11 protein-coding genes are annotated in these 20,856 nt (G+C 42.3%); all 11 read left to right on the top strand.

All coding sequences use genetic code 11. From position 1 onward, the window contains the following. Positions 1–784: 784 nt before the first annotated feature. The 11 genes from P2W73_RS24445 (at position 785) to P2W73_RS24395 (ending at position 20,730) form a co-directional block, all read left to right on the top strand. Positions 785–1,945, top strand: a complete 1,161-nt coding sequence (locus P2W73_RS24445; protein ID WP_276504731.1) for a XylR family transcriptional regulator — start codon at positions 785–787, stop codon at positions 1,943–1,945. Positions 1,946–2,365: 420 nt separating this feature from the next. Continuing rightward, positions 2,366–4,576 (top strand): glycosyl hydrolase family 95 catalytic domain-containing protein, encoded by a 2,211-nt coding sequence (locus P2W73_RS24440; protein WP_276504730.1) that lies wholly within the window; start codon positions 2,366–2,368, stop codon positions 4,574–4,576. Between the two features lie 483 nt (positions 4,577–5,059). Then, complete coding sequence (locus P2W73_RS24435) at positions 5,060–8,167, top strand: SusC/RagA family TonB-linked outer membrane protein (protein ID WP_276504729.1); 3,108 nt, start codon at positions 5,060–5,062, stop codon at positions 8,165–8,167. Between the two features lie 18 nt (positions 8,168–8,185). After that, positions 8,186–9,610 carry a RagB/SusD family nutrient uptake outer membrane protein gene (locus tag P2W73_RS24430; RefSeq protein WP_276504728.1) on the top strand — a complete coding sequence of 475 codons (1,425 nt, stop codon included), beginning with the start codon at positions 8,186–8,188 and terminating at the stop codon, positions 9,608–9,610. Positions 9,611–9,858: 248 nt separating this feature from the next. Continuing rightward, positions 9,859–10,812, top strand: a complete 954-nt coding sequence (locus tag P2W73_RS24425; RefSeq protein ID WP_276504727.1) for a phytanoyl-CoA dioxygenase family protein — start codon at positions 9,859–9,861, stop codon at positions 10,810–10,812. Positions 10,813–10,984: 172 nt separating this feature from the next. After that, positions 10,985–12,307, top strand: coding sequence for a sugar porter family MFS transporter (locus P2W73_RS24420; RefSeq protein WP_276504726.1), 1,323 nt, complete (start codon positions 10,985–10,987; stop codon positions 12,305–12,307). Between the two features lie 7 nt (positions 12,308–12,314). After that, entirely contained in the window at positions 12,315–13,187 is an 873-nt protein-coding gene (locus tag P2W73_RS24415) for a phytanoyl-CoA dioxygenase family protein (RefSeq protein WP_276504725.1), read from the top strand. 14 nt (positions 13,188–13,201) lie between these two features. Continuing rightward, complete coding sequence (locus P2W73_RS24410) at positions 13,202–15,892, top strand: glycoside hydrolase family 38 N-terminal domain-containing protein (RefSeq protein WP_276504724.1); 2,691 nt, start codon at positions 13,202–13,204, stop codon at positions 15,890–15,892. Positions 15,893–15,962: 70 nt separating this feature from the next. After that, entirely contained in the window at positions 15,963–16,778 is an 816-nt protein-coding gene (locus tag P2W73_RS24405) for a sugar phosphate isomerase/epimerase family protein (RefSeq protein ID WP_276504723.1), read from the top strand. Positions 16,779–16,797: 19 nt separating this feature from the next. Next, positions 16,798–18,738, top strand: coding sequence for a right-handed parallel beta-helix repeat-containing protein (locus P2W73_RS24400; RefSeq protein ID WP_276504722.1), 1,941 nt, complete (start codon positions 16,798–16,800; stop codon positions 18,736–18,738). Positions 18,739–18,816: 78 nt separating this feature from the next. After that, a complete protein-coding gene (locus P2W73_RS24395; protein WP_276504721.1) occupies positions 18,817–20,730 on the top strand; it encodes a right-handed parallel beta-helix repeat-containing protein in 1,914 nt (637 codons plus the stop codon). Positions 20,731–20,856 lie beyond the last annotated feature (126 nt).

Genomic DNA, 20,856 nt, shown 5'->3' with positions numbered 1-20,856 from the left:
CGGCAATTTCTTATAATACCGGTTGGCCTGATGTTTTCGGTTTGCTTTATAAATCAAAGAACTGGGTATTATATCTAAAATCTGTGATAATACCGGCTGTCCGACAAAACTTTTATCTTTAACCATCTTTAGTGAAGTTTAGGTGTGGTAACTCAAACTTAACTAATCAGGGTGGTTCTTCGGAACTGCCCTTTCTATTTTCTATTCGATAATTTTAGTCGGACAATAGTGATTTTTTATAGATGAAATTTAAATACGCCCTTCCGGACATAAATTTCCTTTCCGGGAAAGGTAGATAGTAAATAGTTTTTTCATTGTAAGCAGTCGTAAGGCTGACGATTGTTTAATCTGTCAGCCCCTTTTTTATCCTCTTTTTAAAATCTTAAGCTTTTATATCAGCTCTCTTTCCATACAGCTTACTTAATTCGGTGAGTACGTTCAGGTTAAGAGCGTAACTCACCATATCTTCGGCTTTGCGAAATTTTTGAGTGAGGATTTTTTTCAGAGTATCAACATCACCCAAAATGTGGTGGCGGAGATTCGTTAATTCTGCCCGATCATTTGTTCCAATAATGCGGGAGAAATGAAAATTTCAGCATCTGTAAAAATCCGTTGTTAGGAATTATGGCAATACTGAAGGAAAATAATTTTGGTTCCATCTTTATGCACCACTCCATTTTTGATAATTAACTTTACTGGCTTTTTTGCTTTTGCAACAAGTGACATTATATTTTCGACCTGACTCGTAAACAGCGTTTTCGGCTAAACGCCCAAATGATTTCAGATGAAGAATAAGCTAAAGCTCGTCGTGTTACTGGATGCATCCAGAGCCTACGACAGAGATTTACTGACAGGCATTACTAATTACAATAAACTTCATGATAAGTTTGTGTTTTTCTTTCACTCGCCCAAGTATATACATGATGAAAATGTCGATACTCTTTTCAAGCGAATTATTGATTGGAAGCCCGACGGAATTTTTACCAGGGAAATCGGTGGATTGAAAAAGCTTCTTGGATTAAACATCCCGATCATCATTGCTCCTCACACTAAGTTATATAAAGATCATATCAACTTATGGGGCGATGAGAACGGGATTGGCAGGATGGTGGGCGAGCACTTTATTAAAAAGGGATACAAGAATTTTGCTTTTTTGGGGTTCAAAGATTTTCAGTGGTCTTTAGAACGACAAGCAGGATTTGTGGAATATCTTCAAAAGAATGGGCATGTTGTCAGTGAGTTTATTTTCGATAATAATAAGATGTTGTGGGAGTCACTGCCGGCAAAGTTTCAAGCATGGCTGAAAACATTAGCGATCCCATGCGCCGTTTTTGCTGCTACAGACGAACTGAATGTTCCATTATTGGAAGCGGCCCATACTACAGGGCTAAAAGTGCCGGGCGACATTAGTATAATTGGTGTAGATAATGATACCATGATTTGCGAAATGAGTAATCCTACGCTGTCAAGTGTCAGCCACAACGCCGTGCAAGCGGGATTCCAGGCGGCATTGGCCTTAAGCCGTTGGATGGAGTATGGCCAAAAACCGGCGGCCAATATAATGATGGAAGTGGGTACCATTATCACCCGAAATTCAACCAATGCATTAGCCTTAGATGACGAGCATGTGCGTACTGCACTGCACTATATTGCCAACATGGCTGCATCGGAGGATATTTCTGTAGAAGATGTAGTGAAGGCAACAGTGGTATCTCGCAGGGTACTGGAAAAGAAATTCCAGACAGTTATCAAAAGCTCCATTCTCGAAGAAATAAAGAGGGTAAGAATTGAAAGGATCAAGTTCTTATTAGGGAACTCTGATCTTAGCGTTCAGCAGATTGCCTTTGAACTGAACTTCCGGAATTTTGAAAATATCACCAGGTATTTTAAACAATACACGGGCTTAAAGCCGTTGGAATATAGAAACAAAATGGCAAAGTCGTAGCTGTCTTTCTTCGTATGTTATTTGTTGTTGTATCGGTAACCATTTGCATATAATTACTCCTTGAAAAACACAGGTTCCTGCATTCGCAAATGGACATATTTTTTTTCGCAAATTGACACAAGGTGGTTGAAAATGTCAATTATTTTTAATCAGAAGTTTTTATTGTGAAACTAATCTGACGATGCCACGCTTGCCAGCTTTCACCACCGTTCTCTTAACATCATGAGAAAGCAACTCTTACATGACTAAATATTTGTAGTCGTGTAAGAGTTATTCGTTTTCTGTAGAATGTTCTGTTGATAGGAAACAGATAGTCAGTAAATTTTGAAACAGCTATATGTTTAATGTCAAATTTGATGCAATTCTGGTAGGATCGGGTATCAGCGGTGGATGGGCTTTTAGAAGATTTAAATTTTTATGATGATCAATCTGAAAAAATTAAGCAGTATTATTCTGTCAATATTCTTGATTCAAACAAGCATTGCCCAATCTAAAACAGGGGTTAATTGGCAAAAATTTCTTTCCCGCAACGATATGGTTTATGATACGCTTACTACCAAATGGGAAGAGGGGGTTTTTACCGGCAATGGTTTGCTGGGTACTATGCTGTACATGAAGGATAGCAATGCTTTGCGCCTGGAGATTGGTCGTACGGATGTAATAGATAGTAGAGATAAAGCCCGTTTGCCCATCGGGTATTTTGAACTTAAACCTGAAGGGAAAATTTTAAAAAATACCGCCAGGCTTGATTTATGGAATGCTGAAGCCAATGGAACGATTGTAACCGATAAAGGAACCATTCAATGGCGGACAGTTACACTTTCACAAGCGAATGTGATTATTTTTGAAACAAATGCGAGTGCTGGTGGAAGAAAATTTCAGTGGCAGTTTTATCCCGAAGTTTCCATCAATAGCCGCACAAAGTACCGGGGAATTCCTAAAGGATATGTGGCAAATCCACCCTCTATTCTTGCAAGCGACGGAGCCGTTAACTATTGCAAACAACCGATGCTTGCCGGTGGCGATTATACCACGGCATGGGCAACAAAAAATAAAGCGAATAGCAAAACATGCTACATATCAGTTGCCCTCAACAGAAACCAGACTTCAGCTAAAGAAGCAATACAAACTGTAAGCAATGCTGCAAAAGATAAGGTGCAGCAATTGCTGAATGTACACAGGCAGTGGTGGCACAATTATTATCCCAAGAGTTTTATGTCGTTACCGGATGCACGGATGGAAAGCTTTTATTGGATACAACAATATAAACTGGCATCAGCTACCAGGAACGAAAGACCAGCTTTAGATCTGATGGGCCCTTGGTTTCGGTACACACCATGGCCGGCTTACTGGTTTAACCTGAATGTTCAGCTCACCTATTCACCGCTTTACGCAGCCAACCAGTTAGAATTAGCTAACGGGCTTGTGAAAATGATTGATGAGGGCAAAGAAAACCTGCGCAGGAATGTACCTGAAAGTTACCGGCACAATGCACTGGCATTGGGCCGTGTTGCTACCATCGATTTATCCAGTTCTATAAAAGTGGCTCCATTACGAGATTCAACTGCTTCAGAATCGGAGCTCGAGCTGGGAAATCTTACCTGGTGTTTGTATAATTACTGGTTGCAGTATCGCTACACGATGGACGAAAATATAAAAGCAAAACTTTTTCCATTGTTAAAGGGAAGCATCAACTATTACCTGGATGTGATGACGAAAGAAGAAGATGGAAAATGGCATTTGCCATATACCTATTCACCTGAATACCCCGGTGGTACGACCAGGGATTGTAATTATGATTTGTCATTGTTTCGTTGGGGTTGTGAAACCTTATTAAAAATAAACCCGAACGACAGACTTGCGCCAAGATGGAAAGATGTATTAACTAATCTTACCGATTATCCCACGGACGCAAATGGTTTACGGGTAGGCCGTGATGTAGCATTTAGTAAATCTCATCGTCATTATTCACACATGCTCATGATTCACCCTTTGTGTAGCATGAATTGGGAGCAGCCGGAAAACAGACCGCTGATAGAAAAATCATTGCAACATTGGCTTAGTCTTAAATCAGAGTTTGCGGGATTCTCCTTTACAGGCAGTGCATCCATACATGCCGTAATGGGCAGGGGAGATAAAGCCCTTGATTATTTAAATCAATTATTCGGTTATACAAAACCGAACACGATGTATTTAGAAGAGGGGCCGGTAATTGAAACACCACTTGCTGCCGCTACTTCTATCCAGGAGTTGGTATTACAAAGCTGGGGCGATAAGATCAGGGTATTTCCTGCAGTGCCATCTTCATGGAAGGATCTTTCATTTGAAAATTTAAGAACAGAAGGCGCATTTTTAATTAGTGCAGTGCGTAAATATGGTGAAACAAAATGGGTGCGTATAAAAAGTTTGGCCGGAGAACCTTGCATTATTCATCCCGGTATAAACGGAAAACTGCACGTAAGCGGGAAAGCTCATTTGAAAGAATTGAGTAATGGTGATTATGCTTTGCAACTTAAGAAAGGCGAAGAAGTTGTTTTATATAAAAATGCTGCAGACTTATTGTTGAAGGCTGATGCTGTAAAGCAGGGAGGAAGAAGTAATTATTGGGGGAGCAGGAAAACTGTGAATTAAATAGTTTAAGACAGAATGTTGCAGTTGGGTTATTCTAACAATATTGGTATTATAGGGCACAATATAGTCATCAAATATTTTAAAATAAGTTAGAGTTGATCATACTTTAAAAATACAAAAAAAGCATCGGACATTTTGCAGTTCAGATGCTGAGTAAGTCGATTCAGGAAAAGAGTCTGTCTCATTTAAGACCAACTATTTATAATCATGAAATAGCTGAGCAGTTGATGTATTGGCTTGAAAAACATGAACTGATAAAACCGTGTTTACATAAAACGTAATCTGCATGTTTTAGATTTCACAAAAAAAGAGGGGTTGTCTTGTTTTTACTGCCCGTATTTAATTTTCTGTTATATAGTTCCTGTATTTGGACTCCATTGCTCTTTGGAACAAGTAATTCGCAAATTGGCGGTTTTTATTCGCAAACGGCAGGGGGGTCTTGTAACTACTGGTCTAAATTTATACTAACCAAAAAAAATAACGATGAGCCGACTTGCCATGCGATGCATATATGCGTCATTATTACTGCTATTTCTTAGCTCCTCTGCTATAGGACAGCAAAGATCCATTATCGGAGTGGTAACGGGAGAAAACAACAGCCCGCTCAAAGATGTGAGTGTTGTACTGAAAGGATCGGGTAAAGGAACGGCTACGGACGAACAGGGTCAGTACTCCATAGTTGTTGACACAGATAATGTAATATTAGTTTTTTCTTTTACAGGTTATAATGCCAGCGAGATTGAGGTAGGGCCGGGCAGAACCAGGGCTGACGTTTCCTTAACCCAGCTCAGCAAAACCCTTCAGGACGTGGTGGTGGTAGGTTATGGAAACCTGAAAAAGAAAATGCTGACCACTGCAGTTGCCTCAGTTTCCTCAAAACAGGTAAGGGATTTGCCTGTGTTAAGCCCCGGTGCGGCATTGGCCGGGCAAGTATCGGGTGTAAGTGTGCAAAGCACTAATGGCTCACCCGGTCAGGCTCCTGTAATCAGGGTAAGAGGCACAGGTTCTATCAATGCAGGCAACTCCCCTTTATATGTGGTAGATGGTTATCCACTGCCCGATAACGCAGTCTTTAATCTGATTAATCCTCAAGACATCGAGTCGATGGAGGTGCTGAAAGATGCTGCATCTTGTGCCATTTATGGATCGAGAGGAGGGAATGGTGTGGTAATGGTAACCACCAAAAAAGGCAGCAGCGGCAAAACCAAATTTGCTTTTAATGCCTATGCAGGTACGCAGCAGGCGCTTAAAAAAGTATCGGTATTAAATACCCCACAGTTGATTGAGTATATGAAAGAGGTTTATACCAACAAAGGTCAGGCTGTGCCGGCTTCTTTTGTAAACCCGCCCGCCGATTTACCCAATACCGACTGGCAGGATGTGATACTAAGAAATGCGTTGCAACATAGCTACCAGTTGAGTGCAAGTGGTGGTTCTGATGCAGTAAAATATGCTGTTTCCGGTGGATACTTATCGCAGGATGGTATTGTTAAGGGCACAGGGTATCAGCGTTATAATTTGCGGGCTAATCTTGATGCACAGTTAACGAAGAGAATTAAGCTGGGGGTTTCATTAATGCCTTCTTTTATTGTTAATACTAATAAAGATACTAGGGGAGATGGTGCAGAAGGCACTAGCGGCGGCACTGGTGCACTTGGTGGCTTTTATGGCATTTTAGCAAATGCAGCGATGATGCCTCCCTTATTTCCTGTAAAATATGCCAATGGAAATTATGCGCAACCGGCCATTGACCCTCTCAATTTTGGGCTTTCGCCAAACTTTACCAATCCAATGGCCATAATAGATCTCTACGAGGACAAAACCAAAACGACCGTGTTTCTGGGAAATACTTATTTGGAGGCTAAGATTATGGAAGGGTTGAAATTTAAAACCACTTTCGGTTTTATGAACAGTAATTCCAGCCGCAATGTTTTCACTCCTTCAACTTATGGGGGGTCAGGGTCTACAACAGCATCTTTTACCAACCCTAGCCTGTCGGCCATAAGGGCGCAACGACAAGTGGGGATGAATTACAACTGGTTGTCTGAGAATTATCTTGCCTATGATAAAACCATGGGGGACCATGATATTAGTGCTGTTGCAGGTTACTCTGCCCAGCAAAACGTATCCACAATGGAAACCGTGAATTCTGTGACTGGAAGTTTTTTAACTGATGCAGTGCATACAGTAGCTGGCGCCGGACAAACCACGGTTATCAGTTCTTATACAGGAAACAACCTGACTTCAATGTATGCAAGGGTCAATTATGCATACCAGGATAAATATATTCTGGGGGCTGCTTTCAGAAGGGATGGTTCTTCCCGCTTTGGCACCAATAATAAATATGCAAACTTCCCGTCTGTATCGGCTGCATGGCGTATTAAGGAGGAAAAGTTCATGGATAAGTTTAGTTTTCTTAGCGATTTAAAACTAAGAGCAAGCCATGGCTTCACTGGAAACTATAATATTGGCGATTATGCCTGGCAGAGTTATATGGGTTCAGCCAATTATAGTTTTGGTACCGGCAACGGCACCGTAAACTACGGCTATATACCGGGTGGATTGTCGAATGCGAACTTAACCTGGGAAAAGAATCAGCAAACAGACCTTGGATTGGAAGCCGGATTTTTTAAAGATCGTCTTGCTGTAACTGTAGATCTGTACAGGAGGATTACTTCCAGCCTGCTGCTTAACAAAAATATTCCTGCCATCAATGGTTTTGCTTTAACCATTCTGGAAAATGTTGGTAAAGTGCAAAACCAGGGATTGGAAATAGGCATTGCGTCTAAAAACCTTACAGGCCGTTTAACATGGAATACCAACTTCAATATCACGTTCAACAGAAACAAAGTATTGGAGCTAGTGAATCATGTTCCTTTGTTCCAAGGTTTCCTAAATGGATACAAAATTGAAGAAGGAAAACCGATTGGCCAGTTTTGGGGTTATAAACAAATTGGCGTGTACCGGAGTCAGAAAGATGTAGATGATAGCCCCAAATGGGCGGCTAATACAATGAAGCCCGGCGATGTTAAATATGAGGATTACAATCACGATGGTAAGGTTGATGTAAAAGATATGCAGGCCATAGGCAATGCAGCGCCCAAATTCACTTTTGGATTGGTGAATTCATTTCAGTATGCCAATTTCGATTTGAATATCATTATGCGTGGCTCTTACGGCGCTAAAAACTTGTATGGTATTGACCGTAATCAATTCAGGTTTTCCGGTAGTGTGAACCCAAGAACCAATGTATTGGATCGTTGGAAGTCTGAGCAAAATCCTGGCAATGGTATGGAGCCAAGAGCCGGTGGTCCTGCACAAGACGCTATGTCAGACCGCTATCTTCATGATGCATCTTTCCTGCACATTGCCAATGTAACCCTTGGTTATACTGTGCCTAAAAAGACATCGTCTTATTTTGATGGTTTGCGCTTTTATGTGTCTTCGCAGAACCTTGCCATGTTTACCAAAAAATATCCTGGATACAACCCTGAATCAAATGTGAACAACGATGCTACTTTAGGATTCGACAACGGTAGCTCATACCCCTTGTATCGCAGCTTTATCTTAGGTGTTAATTTGAATTTTTAATCTTAATCTTCATTCATCATGAAATATCGTATCAAGTATATAACAATCTGCTCGCTGGCAATCGCTGCATTAGCGGGATGTAAGCGCAATTTTATTGAGTTGTCGGATCCTAATAAGGTGTATTCGGTAAATTATATTAAAGACGCCGTAAGTTTAAAAAGTGCCTTGACGGCTGATTACAATACACTGCAACCCATTTATAATGGGGTCTTTCAGGCATTTGGCGATGTTGCATCTGACAATTCAACGGCTCAGATCGGGGGCCCTGCTTATAATTTGTTAGACGGCTTTACATTTGATCAAACATGGGCATCTTTTTCCACTATATGGAATGCCTCCTACAAGTCTATTGCTCAAAGCAATTTAGTTATTGTTAAAGGAGCATCCGTATCAATGGACGAAACACTACGGAGCCGTTACCTGGCCGAAGCAAAATTTATTCGGGCGCTGAACTACTTCAATTTAGTTCAACTTTTTGGTGCTGTTCCCCTGGTTACCACACCTCTCGATGATTACAAGGACTCTTACAATTATGGCCGCCAGCCGGTAGCTGATGTGTATACACAAATTGTGAAGGATCTCACTGAAGCTGCAGCGGTTTTGTCTCCAGGTTATACCGGAGCCGATATTGGCCGTGTTACAAGCGGAGCTGCCAATGCTTTGTTGGGTAAGGTTTACCTGACACAGAAAAAATACAACGAAGCCTTAACGGCTTTAAATATGGTAACCGGTTATTCATTATTAAGCGATTTCAACAGCGTGTTTAGCAACAGCAATGAAATGAATAATGAAATTATTTTCGCTGTCCGTTATACCAGGGCGCTGCCTGGTTTAGGAAACAGTATTGGTATTAATATGCTGCCAAGCACAGTTAGTATGGCAGGCAGCCCGGGTGCCCGCTATAACAATGAAATGCCCGAATGGGCAGGCTTGTATAGTGCCGGCGATAAAAGAGCTGCAATTTCAGTCGTTTATTCTGCTGGAGGACTAAACACCGAATATTATTGTGCGAAGTTTATTGATGCACAAGCCACTGCCGCCACTAATGCTGAGAACGACTGGATTGTGCTGCGCTATGCCGATGTGCTGTTAATGAAGGCAGAAGCCCTGAATGAACTCAACAGAACTGTAGAAGCTTTGGATCCTATCAATGAGGTTCGCCAGCGTGCAGGATTAACTCCACTTGTTGCTCTCACACAGTCTGGTTTTAGACTGGCAGTAGAAACGGAGCGTCGGTTGGAATTATGCATGGAAGGCCATCGTTGGTTCGACCTGGTAAGAACAGGCCGTGCATTAGAGGTGATGAATGCTCACTTTGCAGCCAATACAACCTATTATGGTGCAACGCCTCCTGTTATGAAGGCGCACCATGTGCTTTTCCCTGTTCCATTTGCCGAAACACAAATTAATACTAAGCTTTTGCCGAATAATACGGGATATTAATTATGCAGAAAAGCAATGGATGGCAGAGTAGGTAAACTCTAAACAGCCATTGTATATTGATATGTTAGCTCCCCGCTACTATGAGTGGGGAGCTAACATGCCAATAAATACGAAAAACCAATTCACACCCGAGTAAATGTTTCCTTTAGTGGCATGAATGTTTTTCTGAAACTATAGTTTAACAACAGCAGGAACACGAGGGAGATGCTCATACAATATCAAATTAAATCAACAAAAAATTATCTATCATGATCAACAATACTATTTCCGCAACAGTAAAGGACTTGGCGGATTTCAGCCATCCTGTTTCTTCTGTTTTTAAGCAGCCTGCTACAGCTGCAGAATGGGAACAATACGTGCTTTCAAAAGAACAGATTGATTTCTTCCGGGAAAACGGATATATCTCCGGTATCAAAATTCTGAATGAGGAACAGGTGGATCTTCTGAATGAGGAGCTGGTAAAACTGCAATCGGTGTCGGGCGAAGAGAAAGAGTTGTTCTATCATTATGAGAGCAACGAATCGGAAGATCCAAGCAAGGTGTTGTTTCATGCAATAGGGGCATGGCGTGTAACGCCCGGCTTTCACGATCTTATTTGGGCGCCTGCTTACCGCATGGCTGCCTATCAACTTTTGGGACAGCCCATCAGGCTTTTTCACGATCAACTTTTTTGCAAGCCTGCCAAACATGGAGGAGTAGTAGCCTGGCACCAGGATTTTTCGTACTGGACTTTTACCAAACCCATGCAACACCTCACCTGCTGGATAGGACTGGATGATGCCAGCACAGAAAATGGTTGCCTTTACTATGTACCTGGTAGTCACAAATGGGGCCTGCTGCCCATTACCGGGCTTACCGGCGATATGGAATCGGTGAAAGAAGTGCTTACAGAAGAACAGCGTATTGCTTTTGATAAAAAAGTAGCCAATGAACTGCCAAGGGGCTATGCCAGCTTTCATCATCCGCTGATGATGCACGGTTCTTATGCCAATTTTTCTGAGCGTTCACGCAGGGCAGTGGTGATTAATGCTATGGCCGATGGTACGCAGGGCAATACCGAAGGGTATGAACGCCTAGAGGCATTGGAAAGTTTTCCTTCCATGCCGCAGGATGAACTGCTCAACAGCCGGTTCTTCCCTTTATTATTCAATGGCAGTGAGCCGGAGCTCAAAGAGTTGATGAGCAGTATTCCGGTAGTATAATCAGCGTATTCATGGGGGATTTTCTGCCTTCGATTGCGGCTTAACACTCCATGAAAAGCATCTTGCCATTTATTATTAATCTCAATTTTATCAAGTGAATTCAACGATTGCTACCGCCTCACCAAAGAGGGAGACCGGCCCGCCGGCAAACTCCCCGCAAAAAGAACCGAACATGAAGTTTATTATGCTCTCAAGCATGGTAGCTGCACTGGGCGGGCTATTATTTGGCTTTGATACAGCTATCATTTCGGGTACGGTTCCCTACATCACCAAATATTTTGAACTGGATGCTTACATGCTTGGCTGGGCAGTAAGTTCTATACTCATCGGCTGTGCTATCGGCGCAATGATTGCAGGTAAGCTTGCAGACAAGTACGGACGCCGGTTCACACTCATTATTTGTGCCATCCTGTTTGCTCTATCGGGAATTGGAACCGGTCTGTCGCAGCAATTTTCAGTATTTGTTTTCTTTCGTTTAATTGGCGGCTTGGGGGTAGGAGCTGCGGCCATGGTATCGCCCATGTACATAGCCGAAATGGCGCCGGCCAAATGGAGAGGAAGGCTGGTATCCTGTTACCAGATGGCCATCGTGATCGGCATATTGGTGGCCTATTTTGTTAATTATCTATTAGATGATATTGGTGAAAATAACTGGCGCTGGATGTTTGCCTCACAAACCATTCCCTCGGTTTTGTTTTTGTTACTATTGTTACCTGTAGCCGAAACACCACGCTGGCTGATTATGAAAGGGAGAAAGAAACAGGCTGCGATGATTCTGGAACGAATAGGTGATAGTAATTCGATAGAAGATGAGGTGGCTGATATTGAACGCAGTTTTCATGAAGCGCACAGCACTTCTTTAAAACAGCTTTTCAGTAAAGCCTGCCGGCCTGTATTATGGATCGGGATACTGGTGGCTGTTTTTCAGCAGGTGACGGGTATTAATGCTATTATCTATTATGCTCCCGATATTTTTAAACAAACCGGTGTCAGCAGTTCATCGTCATTATTTCAAACCGTTATTATTGGCGTGGTAAACGTTGTGTTTACGTTTGTTGCCATTGGTTTGGTGGATAGGTTGGGACGCAAAAAACTTTTATTAGCCGGCTCTTTGCTGATGGGATGTTCGCTGGTAGCAGTGGGTCTTTGCTTTCATTATAACTATTATGCAAATTACGTGGTGCTCATTTTTATGCTGCTCTATGTAGCTTCCTTTAGCGCCACTATGGGCGCCGTAGTATGGGTGTATATTTCTGAAATATTTCCCAATCTTATCCGCAGCCTGGCTTTGTCTGTCGCCACCCTGGCATTATGGCTGGCCGATTTCGCAGTTTCACTAAGTTTTCCGGTTATGACCAAACAATTAGGCGTGGCTTACACCATGTTTTGTTATGCCTTTCTGTGTGCAGTGGCTTTTGTGTACATGCTGTTTAAATTAAAAGAAACCAGGGGGCGTTCGCTTGAAGACATTGAAACCGTATTCAACACTAAGTAAACATATTATGAACAACAAGCATTCAATAATAAATAGCAAAGGAATCAGTAAAGAGAATATTGCCTTTTACGCTGAGTATGGATTCCTGGTGGCGCCGGCACTATTATCCAAGAAAGAGATTGACGAGCTAAAAAAAGAGACGATTGCCATTTTTAGAGGTGAACGTGGTTTTGTAAAAGGCATGTTGGGCGTGAAAAAAAACGGAAGCGATGCCAATGTGCTAAAGAAATACGTTGCCATTCATTTTGCGCATAAGATTTCGCAAACCATACATCAATACCTGTCGCATCCAAAAGTGATCGATATACTTACAAAGATTGTAAGCAAGAATCTTAAATGCATGCAATCCATGCTGTTTGTAAAAGGGCCCGGCAAGGCAGGGCAATCATGGCACCAGGACGAATATTATATTCCTACAAGGGATAAATCGCTGGTAGGCGCATGGATAGCCATTGACGATGCAACGGTTGAAAACGGCTGCCTGTGGATTATACCCGGCCGCCCGGGTTATATGATAAAAAGAGTAAAAAATGACAGCGACGAGTATGCCGATGTAGATACCGCCGATGTATCTGCCTATCCTGATCAAATGATACCGGTGGAAGTAAAAAGCGGTTCGGTCGTATTCTTTAATGGCTATACTTTACACAGCTCATTAAGAAATAAAACAACCGATTGTTTCCGTACAGCGTTGGTCAACCACTACATGAGTGCCGAATCCATGCTGCCATGGGACCAGGATGGTAAGTTGGACCCAACAGAAGACCTGCGGGATATAGTGTTGGTAGCAGGTGAAGATCCGTATTCATGGAAAGGAACGATTGATGCCAACCAACCTTACTTACGTCCTGAGGTATTAAAAATAAAAACAGATTTATAACCATGCTCGGAGAAATGAAACAATCGAAGCTTGTCTTACTCTTACTTACAGTCTGTTTCTTTATTGTAAAGAATGGTTTGGCACAAACGCAAGGGCCACAAAGTAGCCAGGTTGAGCCTTTTGTCAGGAACGATAAGGTGAAAGAGATCATTGTGGTTTTTAAAACGCATTTCGATATCGGCTATACTCATCGTGTGAAGGACCTGGTTCAGTATTACCGGACTGAGATGATTGATAAGGCGCTTGAAGTCATGGATTCTTCAAAATCCATATCCAGGGATCAACAGTTTAGATGGACAGCTCCCGGATGGGTAATGTCGAAAGTGATGGAACCTTGGCAGGGACAAACCGACGAGCGCAGGAATAAGCTGGATAAAGCATTCCGTGAAGGCCGGTTTATTACCCATGCAATGCCTTTTACAATTGAAACCGATATATCCGAACCGGAAGTGCTTGCAAGAGGTCTTGGTTTTGCTTCAAGACTTTCCCGGCAGTATCATTTGCCGCTTCCAATTTCGGCCAAAGTTACCGACATGCCTTCGCATTCAGGTGAGCTGGCAACAGTACTGGCCAATGCGGGTGTGAAGTTTTTGCATATCGGTTGTAACTGGCCCAGTGGTTATGTGCAAACACCAGGCATATTTTGGTGGGAGGGACCTGATGGTTCACGGCTGCTTACATTCTATTCAAGCAATTATGGTACAGCAACAGGTTTAAGTTGGCCACACGAATGGAGTAACGGTGAAAAATTTGTTGGCCGAAATTTATTGCCTCCTGCTGATTGGCCATATAAAGTGTGGCCGGCAATTTTGGTAACCATGGATAACAGTGGCCCGCCTAAAGAGGAGGAAGTAAAAAAACTGTTTGATGAAGTTCGTGAAAAAATGCCCGGGGTTAAAGTACGAACCGGCACAATGGACGAGTTTGTAAAGCAGTTTCTTGCTGATAAACCCGCATTACCAGTTTTTAAAAAAGAAATGCCCGATACATGGGTACATGGAGCTATGTGCGATCCCGGTGGTTCAAAACTATCGAGAGAATCCGCACCTTTATTGGAGGCTGATGAAATGCTCAATACACAGTTGAAAAACTGGGGACTGCCTGCACCTGCTATTAGTGATTCGGTAGCCAAAGCCTATGAGATGATGGCATTGTATGCCGAACATACATGGGGTGGTTCACGGTCGGTAAAAGAATATGGAGATAAATTTAAGAACCAACCTGCCACAGCTTATGCTGATCTGGAAGCTTCCTGGGAAGATAAAACGGATTATATCCGTAATGCCTCTAGGATTGCCAATCAAATAAAACAAGACAATCTGAAAATGCTGGCACAGTCAGTAAAAGCATCACCCAATAGTTTAATTGTGTACAACCCTTTGCCATGGCAGCGTAGTGGATTGGTGGAGATAAATGGAGAATCCATGCTGGTAAAAAATATACCTGCGGGTGGCTATACTACTGTTCCTATATCTCAAAAACAGGTAGTAAGCATTTCGTCCAATCAGTTTATTGAAAATCAATTTTACAAAATAAGTTTTGATGCCGATAAAGGCACTATTCAGTCGCTGATAGATAAGCGCACTGGCTACGATTGGGCAGCCAACGTATCGGGAAACCAAACCGGAGCATATATCAACGAGCGGTTTACCTACGAGCAATCGGCAAAATATACTGCAGATTACCAGCAACGCCGTGCCTGGCAAATGTTTGCAGAAAAGGGTGATTGGTTGCATCCGGGCATCAACAAACCGGGAATGATTTCAGAAAAGCAGGTGCCTTATCGCAAGGCTTCTCCTTCGGGTGGCAAATTAACGATTCGCAATAGCGCCTTACAACAAACTGCGATCATAGAAATGCCTGCCGACACTGCCAATCATTTACCGGCATCACAATTAACAGTAACATTGGTAAACGGAGAGCCTTATTTTGACCTGGAAATAACAATTCTTAATAAAGCAAAAGACAACTGGCCTGAAGCAGATTGGCTGGCACTTCCGTTTAATGTGAAGAACCCTGTTTTTAAAGTTTACCGCCCATTGGGAACTATGAATCCTGCAACCGACATTGCAACAGGAGCTAACAAAAACATTTATTCAGTGGGACAGGGTGTTACTATGACCGATGCCGAAGGACGGGGAATTGCAGTGGCGCCGCTCGATCACCCGCTTATCAGTTTGGATACAACTGGTATTTGGCAATTCTCTCTCGATTTTGTTCCGAAAAAACCGATCGTATATCTCAACTTATACAACAATCAATGGAATACTAATTATCGCTATTGGTACCCCGGTACCTGGAGCTCCCGTGTAAGGATATGGAGTTTTGATCGCAACGCCAGAGCGGAAGACCGAATGGCCGTTCCCGCCTTGGAAGCAAGGAATCCATTACAGGTTATAAAAAAGGAAAACAGTTCAGGCAAACTGCCTGCACAGCAAAAAGGAATTGAGCTTTCCCGAAAAGGCATTGTAGTTACTGCCTATGGCAACGATGCCGATGGCAATAAAGGAACTCTGCTGCGTATATGGGAACAAGCAGGCAGTGCGGGTATGGTTACCGTTACTTTACCAGCAGGCAAAACATTCACCAAAGCCATCCCAGTAAATCTTCGGGGCGAAACAAATGGCAAGTCCGTCAGCATCATTAATGGCAAGTTCAGCTGTACCATCAAGGCATTCGGACCTGCAAGCTTTATGTTGCAATAATTCATGATTGACAAACCGGGATAGTTAGAAAAAATTTTGTGCTAAAAAAGAAAACAGATTAATTCACAATATGCCCATTCAGTTTTTTTGCCCCCGGTGGGGAAGTGAGGATTTAAGCTGGGAAGTTTTTTGTCAGAAAGTTAGCAACGCCGGCTATGATGGTTTCGAGGTGGGAATAGCATGTACTGCTACAGAAGCAGAGTTGAGTGAAATTTGGAATACGGCTGAAAAGTATAAGCTGAAGATCATTGTACAGCATTACGATACCTATGATGCCGACTTCTCAAAGCATTACGATTTGTATAATGCCTGGCTGCAGAAAGCAAAAAACTTATCCTGTGTAAAGATCAACACGCAAACCGGGAAAGATTTTTTTACGATAGAGCAAAACAGTGCGTTAATTGAAGCTGCATCAAAGATGAATGCACAAACAGGCATACAAGTGGTGCACGAAACGCATCGAAATAAATTTTCCTTTGCAGCGCACATTGCCAAAACTTATCTGGAAAAAATCCCGGAACTGAAGATCACACTCGATGCATCGCATTGGGTATGCGTGGCCGAATCATTTTTGGACGACCAGCCCGAAGCCATGCAGTTGGCCATTGAGCGTACAGAGCATTTGCATGCAAGAGTTGGTTATCCCTGTGGTCCGCAGATCCCCGATCCACGTGTGCCCGAATGGCAGCATGCAGTGAATATGCATCTTAGATGGTGGGACAAGGTGGTAGAAAGAAAGAAAAAGGAAAATACTTTATTAACCATTGCACCGGAGTTTGGGCCTTATCCCTACATGGTGCATATACCCGGTAACGCAGCACCCATTTGTAACCAATGGGATGTGAATGTATATATGATGGAACTATTGAAAAAACGGTACAACTAAAAGTATATCCCAAATTATTATGAGAAGATTTTTTATTGCCTTACTGTCATTGATAAGCTTACCTGTTTTTGCACAAGTAAATTCTGTTAAAAAGATTGCGCAAGGAAGGGAGTATCATGTGTCGGTAACTGGTAACGATGCAAGTGATGGTTCTGCAGCAAAGCCTTTTAAAACCATTATGGCTGCAGCTAATCTTGCTATGCCCGGCGATATTATCACCGTGCATGGAGGTATTTATCGTGAATCAATTGTTCCACCACGTGGAGGCAATTCAGATAAGGAGCGAATTGTTTACCAGGCAGCTAAGGGTGAGAAGGTAGAGATCAAAGGTTCTGAGATCATCACAGGTTGGCGAAAGCTGGAAAACGATACCTGGGAAGTAAAAATCCCCAATAACTTTTTTGGAAAGTTTAATCCGTATGCAGATTTAATTCGTGGCGATTGGTTTTTGCCCACACCCAAAGAACGGAAATATCATACAGGTGCTGTTTATTTGAATGGTGACTGGCTGATGGAAGCAGCTTCGCAGCAGGAAGTCATGAAGGCCGCAGATGAAAAAAATCAGCTATGGTGGGCCGTTGTGGATTCTGCTACCACCAGCATCTGGGCACAATTCAAAAACCTGGATCCAAACAAAGAAACCACTGAGATCAATGTACGGCAAACCATTTTTTATCCCAGCAAACCTTTTATCAATTTCATTACCGTAAGAGGGTTTGTGATGCAACATGCGGCTACCAACTGGGCGCCACCTACCGCCGAACAAATGGGCATCATCGGCACCAACTGGAGTCGTGGCTGGATTATTGAAAACAATACGGTTCAATACTCAAAATGTTCAGGGATTGCCCTCGGAAAACATGGCGATGAACATGATAACAAGAATACTGAGTCGGCCGAAGGTTATGAAGGAACGATCAGGCGGGCGTTGGCTTTTGGATGGAACAAGGGCACCGTTGGGGGGCATGTTGTTCGGAACAATAAAATTGCCTATTGTGAACAAACAGGTATTGTGGGAAGCATGGGCTGTGCATTCAGTCGTATTGAAAACAACCAGATCCATGACATCCATGTTCACAAATTATTTGCAGGCTGGGAACAGGCAGGCATCAAATTTCATGGTGCCGTGGATGTAGTGATTAGTGGCAACCATATCTATCGTACCGTTTTGGGTATATGGCTCGATTGGATGGCGCAGGGGGCACAAGTAAAGGGCAATCTTTTTCGTGATAATGACCAGGACCTTTTTATTGAAGTAAGTCATGGGCCCGCTTTGGTGTGTAACAATATTATGCTTTCAAAGAATAGCGTTTTAATGAACTCACAGGGCACTGCTTTTGTCCACAATCTTTTTGGCGGCAAATTCAGTATGATATTTTATGACAGTCGTTTAACGCCTTATCATTTACCTCATTCCACGCATGTGGTGGCTACGCATGATAATCCAGGTGGAGAAGCAAAGTTCATAAACAACCTGTTTGTAAACGGAAGTGATGTTAGCCCGTATAGCAGTGCGTTATTGCCGGTAACATTTGATGGTAATGTGTACACAAAGGGATCTGTTCGGGCTATTGGCGTAAAAGAGAAAAGAGGAATGGGCGAATTGAAAAAAGATGCTGCAGAAACAATGAAAAAATATAAAGAACAGTCAGCTGTAGAAATTAATGCCCTGGTGAAAAATGATTTTGATGCAACGTATAATTTGCTACTGCAAGAAAATGGAGGGTATCTCGAAATAGCACTGGATAAAAACTGGCTGGCACAAAAAAGAAAACTCGTAACATCATCGGTTTTGGGTAAAGCCAGCATTTCGGATGCGCCTTTTGAAAATCCTGATGGTTCAGCAATAAAAATTGATATAGATTATTTGGGTAACAGGCGCAATGCTGCTAATCCATCGCCGGGGCCGTTTGAAATTAAGCAAAGTGGGAAACAAAAAATAAAAATTTGGAACAATTAGTAAACGTCGTTAATCATCCGGGGCAGATAAGTCGGGTTTAGCTTCATCTTCATTTTATTTATTTAGTTAATCCTTATTATGAAATTTCTTTTTGGTTTAATTGTATGTTGCTTAGTCGTATTTGCAAAGGCAAATCCGGTAAAAAAAATATCAACGGGTAAAGAATATCATGTGTCTGTTAGTGGCAACGATGCCAATAATGGCTCCTTATCCAGACCATTTAAAACCATCATGGCTGCAGCTAATGCAGCTATGCCCGGCGATACAATTACCGTGCATGCCGATGTATACCGGGAGCAAATAATACCTCCCCGTGGCGGTAGTTCCGAAAAAGAACGCATAGTTTACCAGGCAGCAACAGGTGAGAAAGTAGAGATCAAAGGTTCGGAGATTATCACAGGATGGAAAAGACTGAATCAGGATACTTGGGAGATGAAAATTCCAAATAGCTTTTTTGGAAACTTTAATCCATACGCCGATCTGATTCGTGGCGATTGGTTTTGGCCAACTCCCAAACAGAGGAAATATCATACCGGCGCTGTTTACCTCAATGGTCATTGGCTGGCTGAAGCAGTTGATAAAGAAGCTGTGTTGCGGCATGCAGATCTGAACAATCCATTATGGTGGGCTGAAGTAGATTCGACAACCACTACTATTTTGGCTCAATTCAAGTATTCAGACCCAAATAAAGAAATAGTAGAAATCAATACAAGGCAAACGGTATTCTATCCAGAAAAACCGTTCACCAATTATATTACTGTGCGGGGATTTAGCATGCAGCACGCAGCTACCAATTGGGCACCGCCAACTGCAGAACAAAAAGGATTGATTGGAACAAATTGGAGTAAAGGATGGATTATTGAAAACAACATTATTCAATACTCCATTTGTGCAGGAATTGCACTTGGCAAATACGGTGATGAATATGACAACACGAGTACAGAAAGAGCAGAGAGTTATGTGGAAGTAATAAAGCGGGCATTCGCAAATGGATGGAATAAGAACACAGTTGGCAGTCATATAGTTCGTAATAATGAAGTGGCGTATTGTGAGCAGGTAGGTATCGTAGGAAGTATGGGCTGTTCTTTCAGCACCATCGAAGGCAATCTTATCCATGATATTTTCACAAGAGGTTTGTTCAGTGGTGCGGAGATGGCGGGGATTAAGTTTCACGGAGCTATTGATACCAAAATCCGTAATAATCAGATCTATCATACCTATTTCGGTATTTGGCTCGATTGGATGGCACAGGGTGCACAGGTGACCGGTAATTTATTGCACAAGAATACCTGGGATCTGTTTGTAGAGGTAACGCATGGCCCGGTTCTCGTTGATAACAATATTATGCTCTCTGTTACCAATTTGAAGATGAATGCAAATGGAGTGGCTTTTGCGCATAATCTTTTTGGCGGAGGCCTCGACCTGATCACTTATGAAAAACGGGAAACACCTTACCAGAAACTTCATTCTACTGAAATGGCTGGTCTTCATGATAACCCGGGTGGCGGAATACAATTCATTAATAACCTGTTTGTGAATGCAGGAAATGTGCGGCCCTATGATAGCAGTTTACTGGGAGCAAAATTTATTGGGAATGTATATACAAAAGGAACCAACCAGCTTCACCCACAAGACTATCAAAGAATTAGCAGCAGGAAATTGAAAGAACTGCCAGCCTTACAATACAAGGTCGAGACTGACGCCCTTGTACGGCCCGATTTTGATGCTGCAGTTAAACTGGTTAATGAGAAAGCCAGCACATGGCTGCAAATCAATTTCGATAAGAACTGGACGACAGCACAAAAAAGAAAATTGGTTACAACTGCATTGCTGGGTACCGCACCAATTCCAAACCAGGCCTTTGAAAATCCTGATGGTTCAGCAATACAAATTGATACAGATTATTTGGGCAACAAGCGCAATGTTGCCAATCCATCGCCGGGGCCTTTTGAAATTAGGCAAAGTGGAAAACAAAAAATCAGAGTGTGGTAAAATGTTTTGAATAAACAAGATTGAAAAATGAAGGAGGATAACACAATGCAAAATATGATTAAGGTGATTATAAAAAAGAAAGATCGTTTCATTTTTTAGCAGTGTTGCTGGTTGAGTTGTAAAACG

This window comes from Terrimonas pollutisoli, assembly GCF_029360765.1.
Taxonomy (GTDB): Bacteria; Bacteroidota; Bacteroidia; order Chitinophagales; family Chitinophagaceae; genus Terrimonas_B; species Terrimonas_B pollutisoli.
Note: the sequence above shows the minus strand (reverse complement) of the source record. Positions and strands in the feature narration are given on the sequence as shown.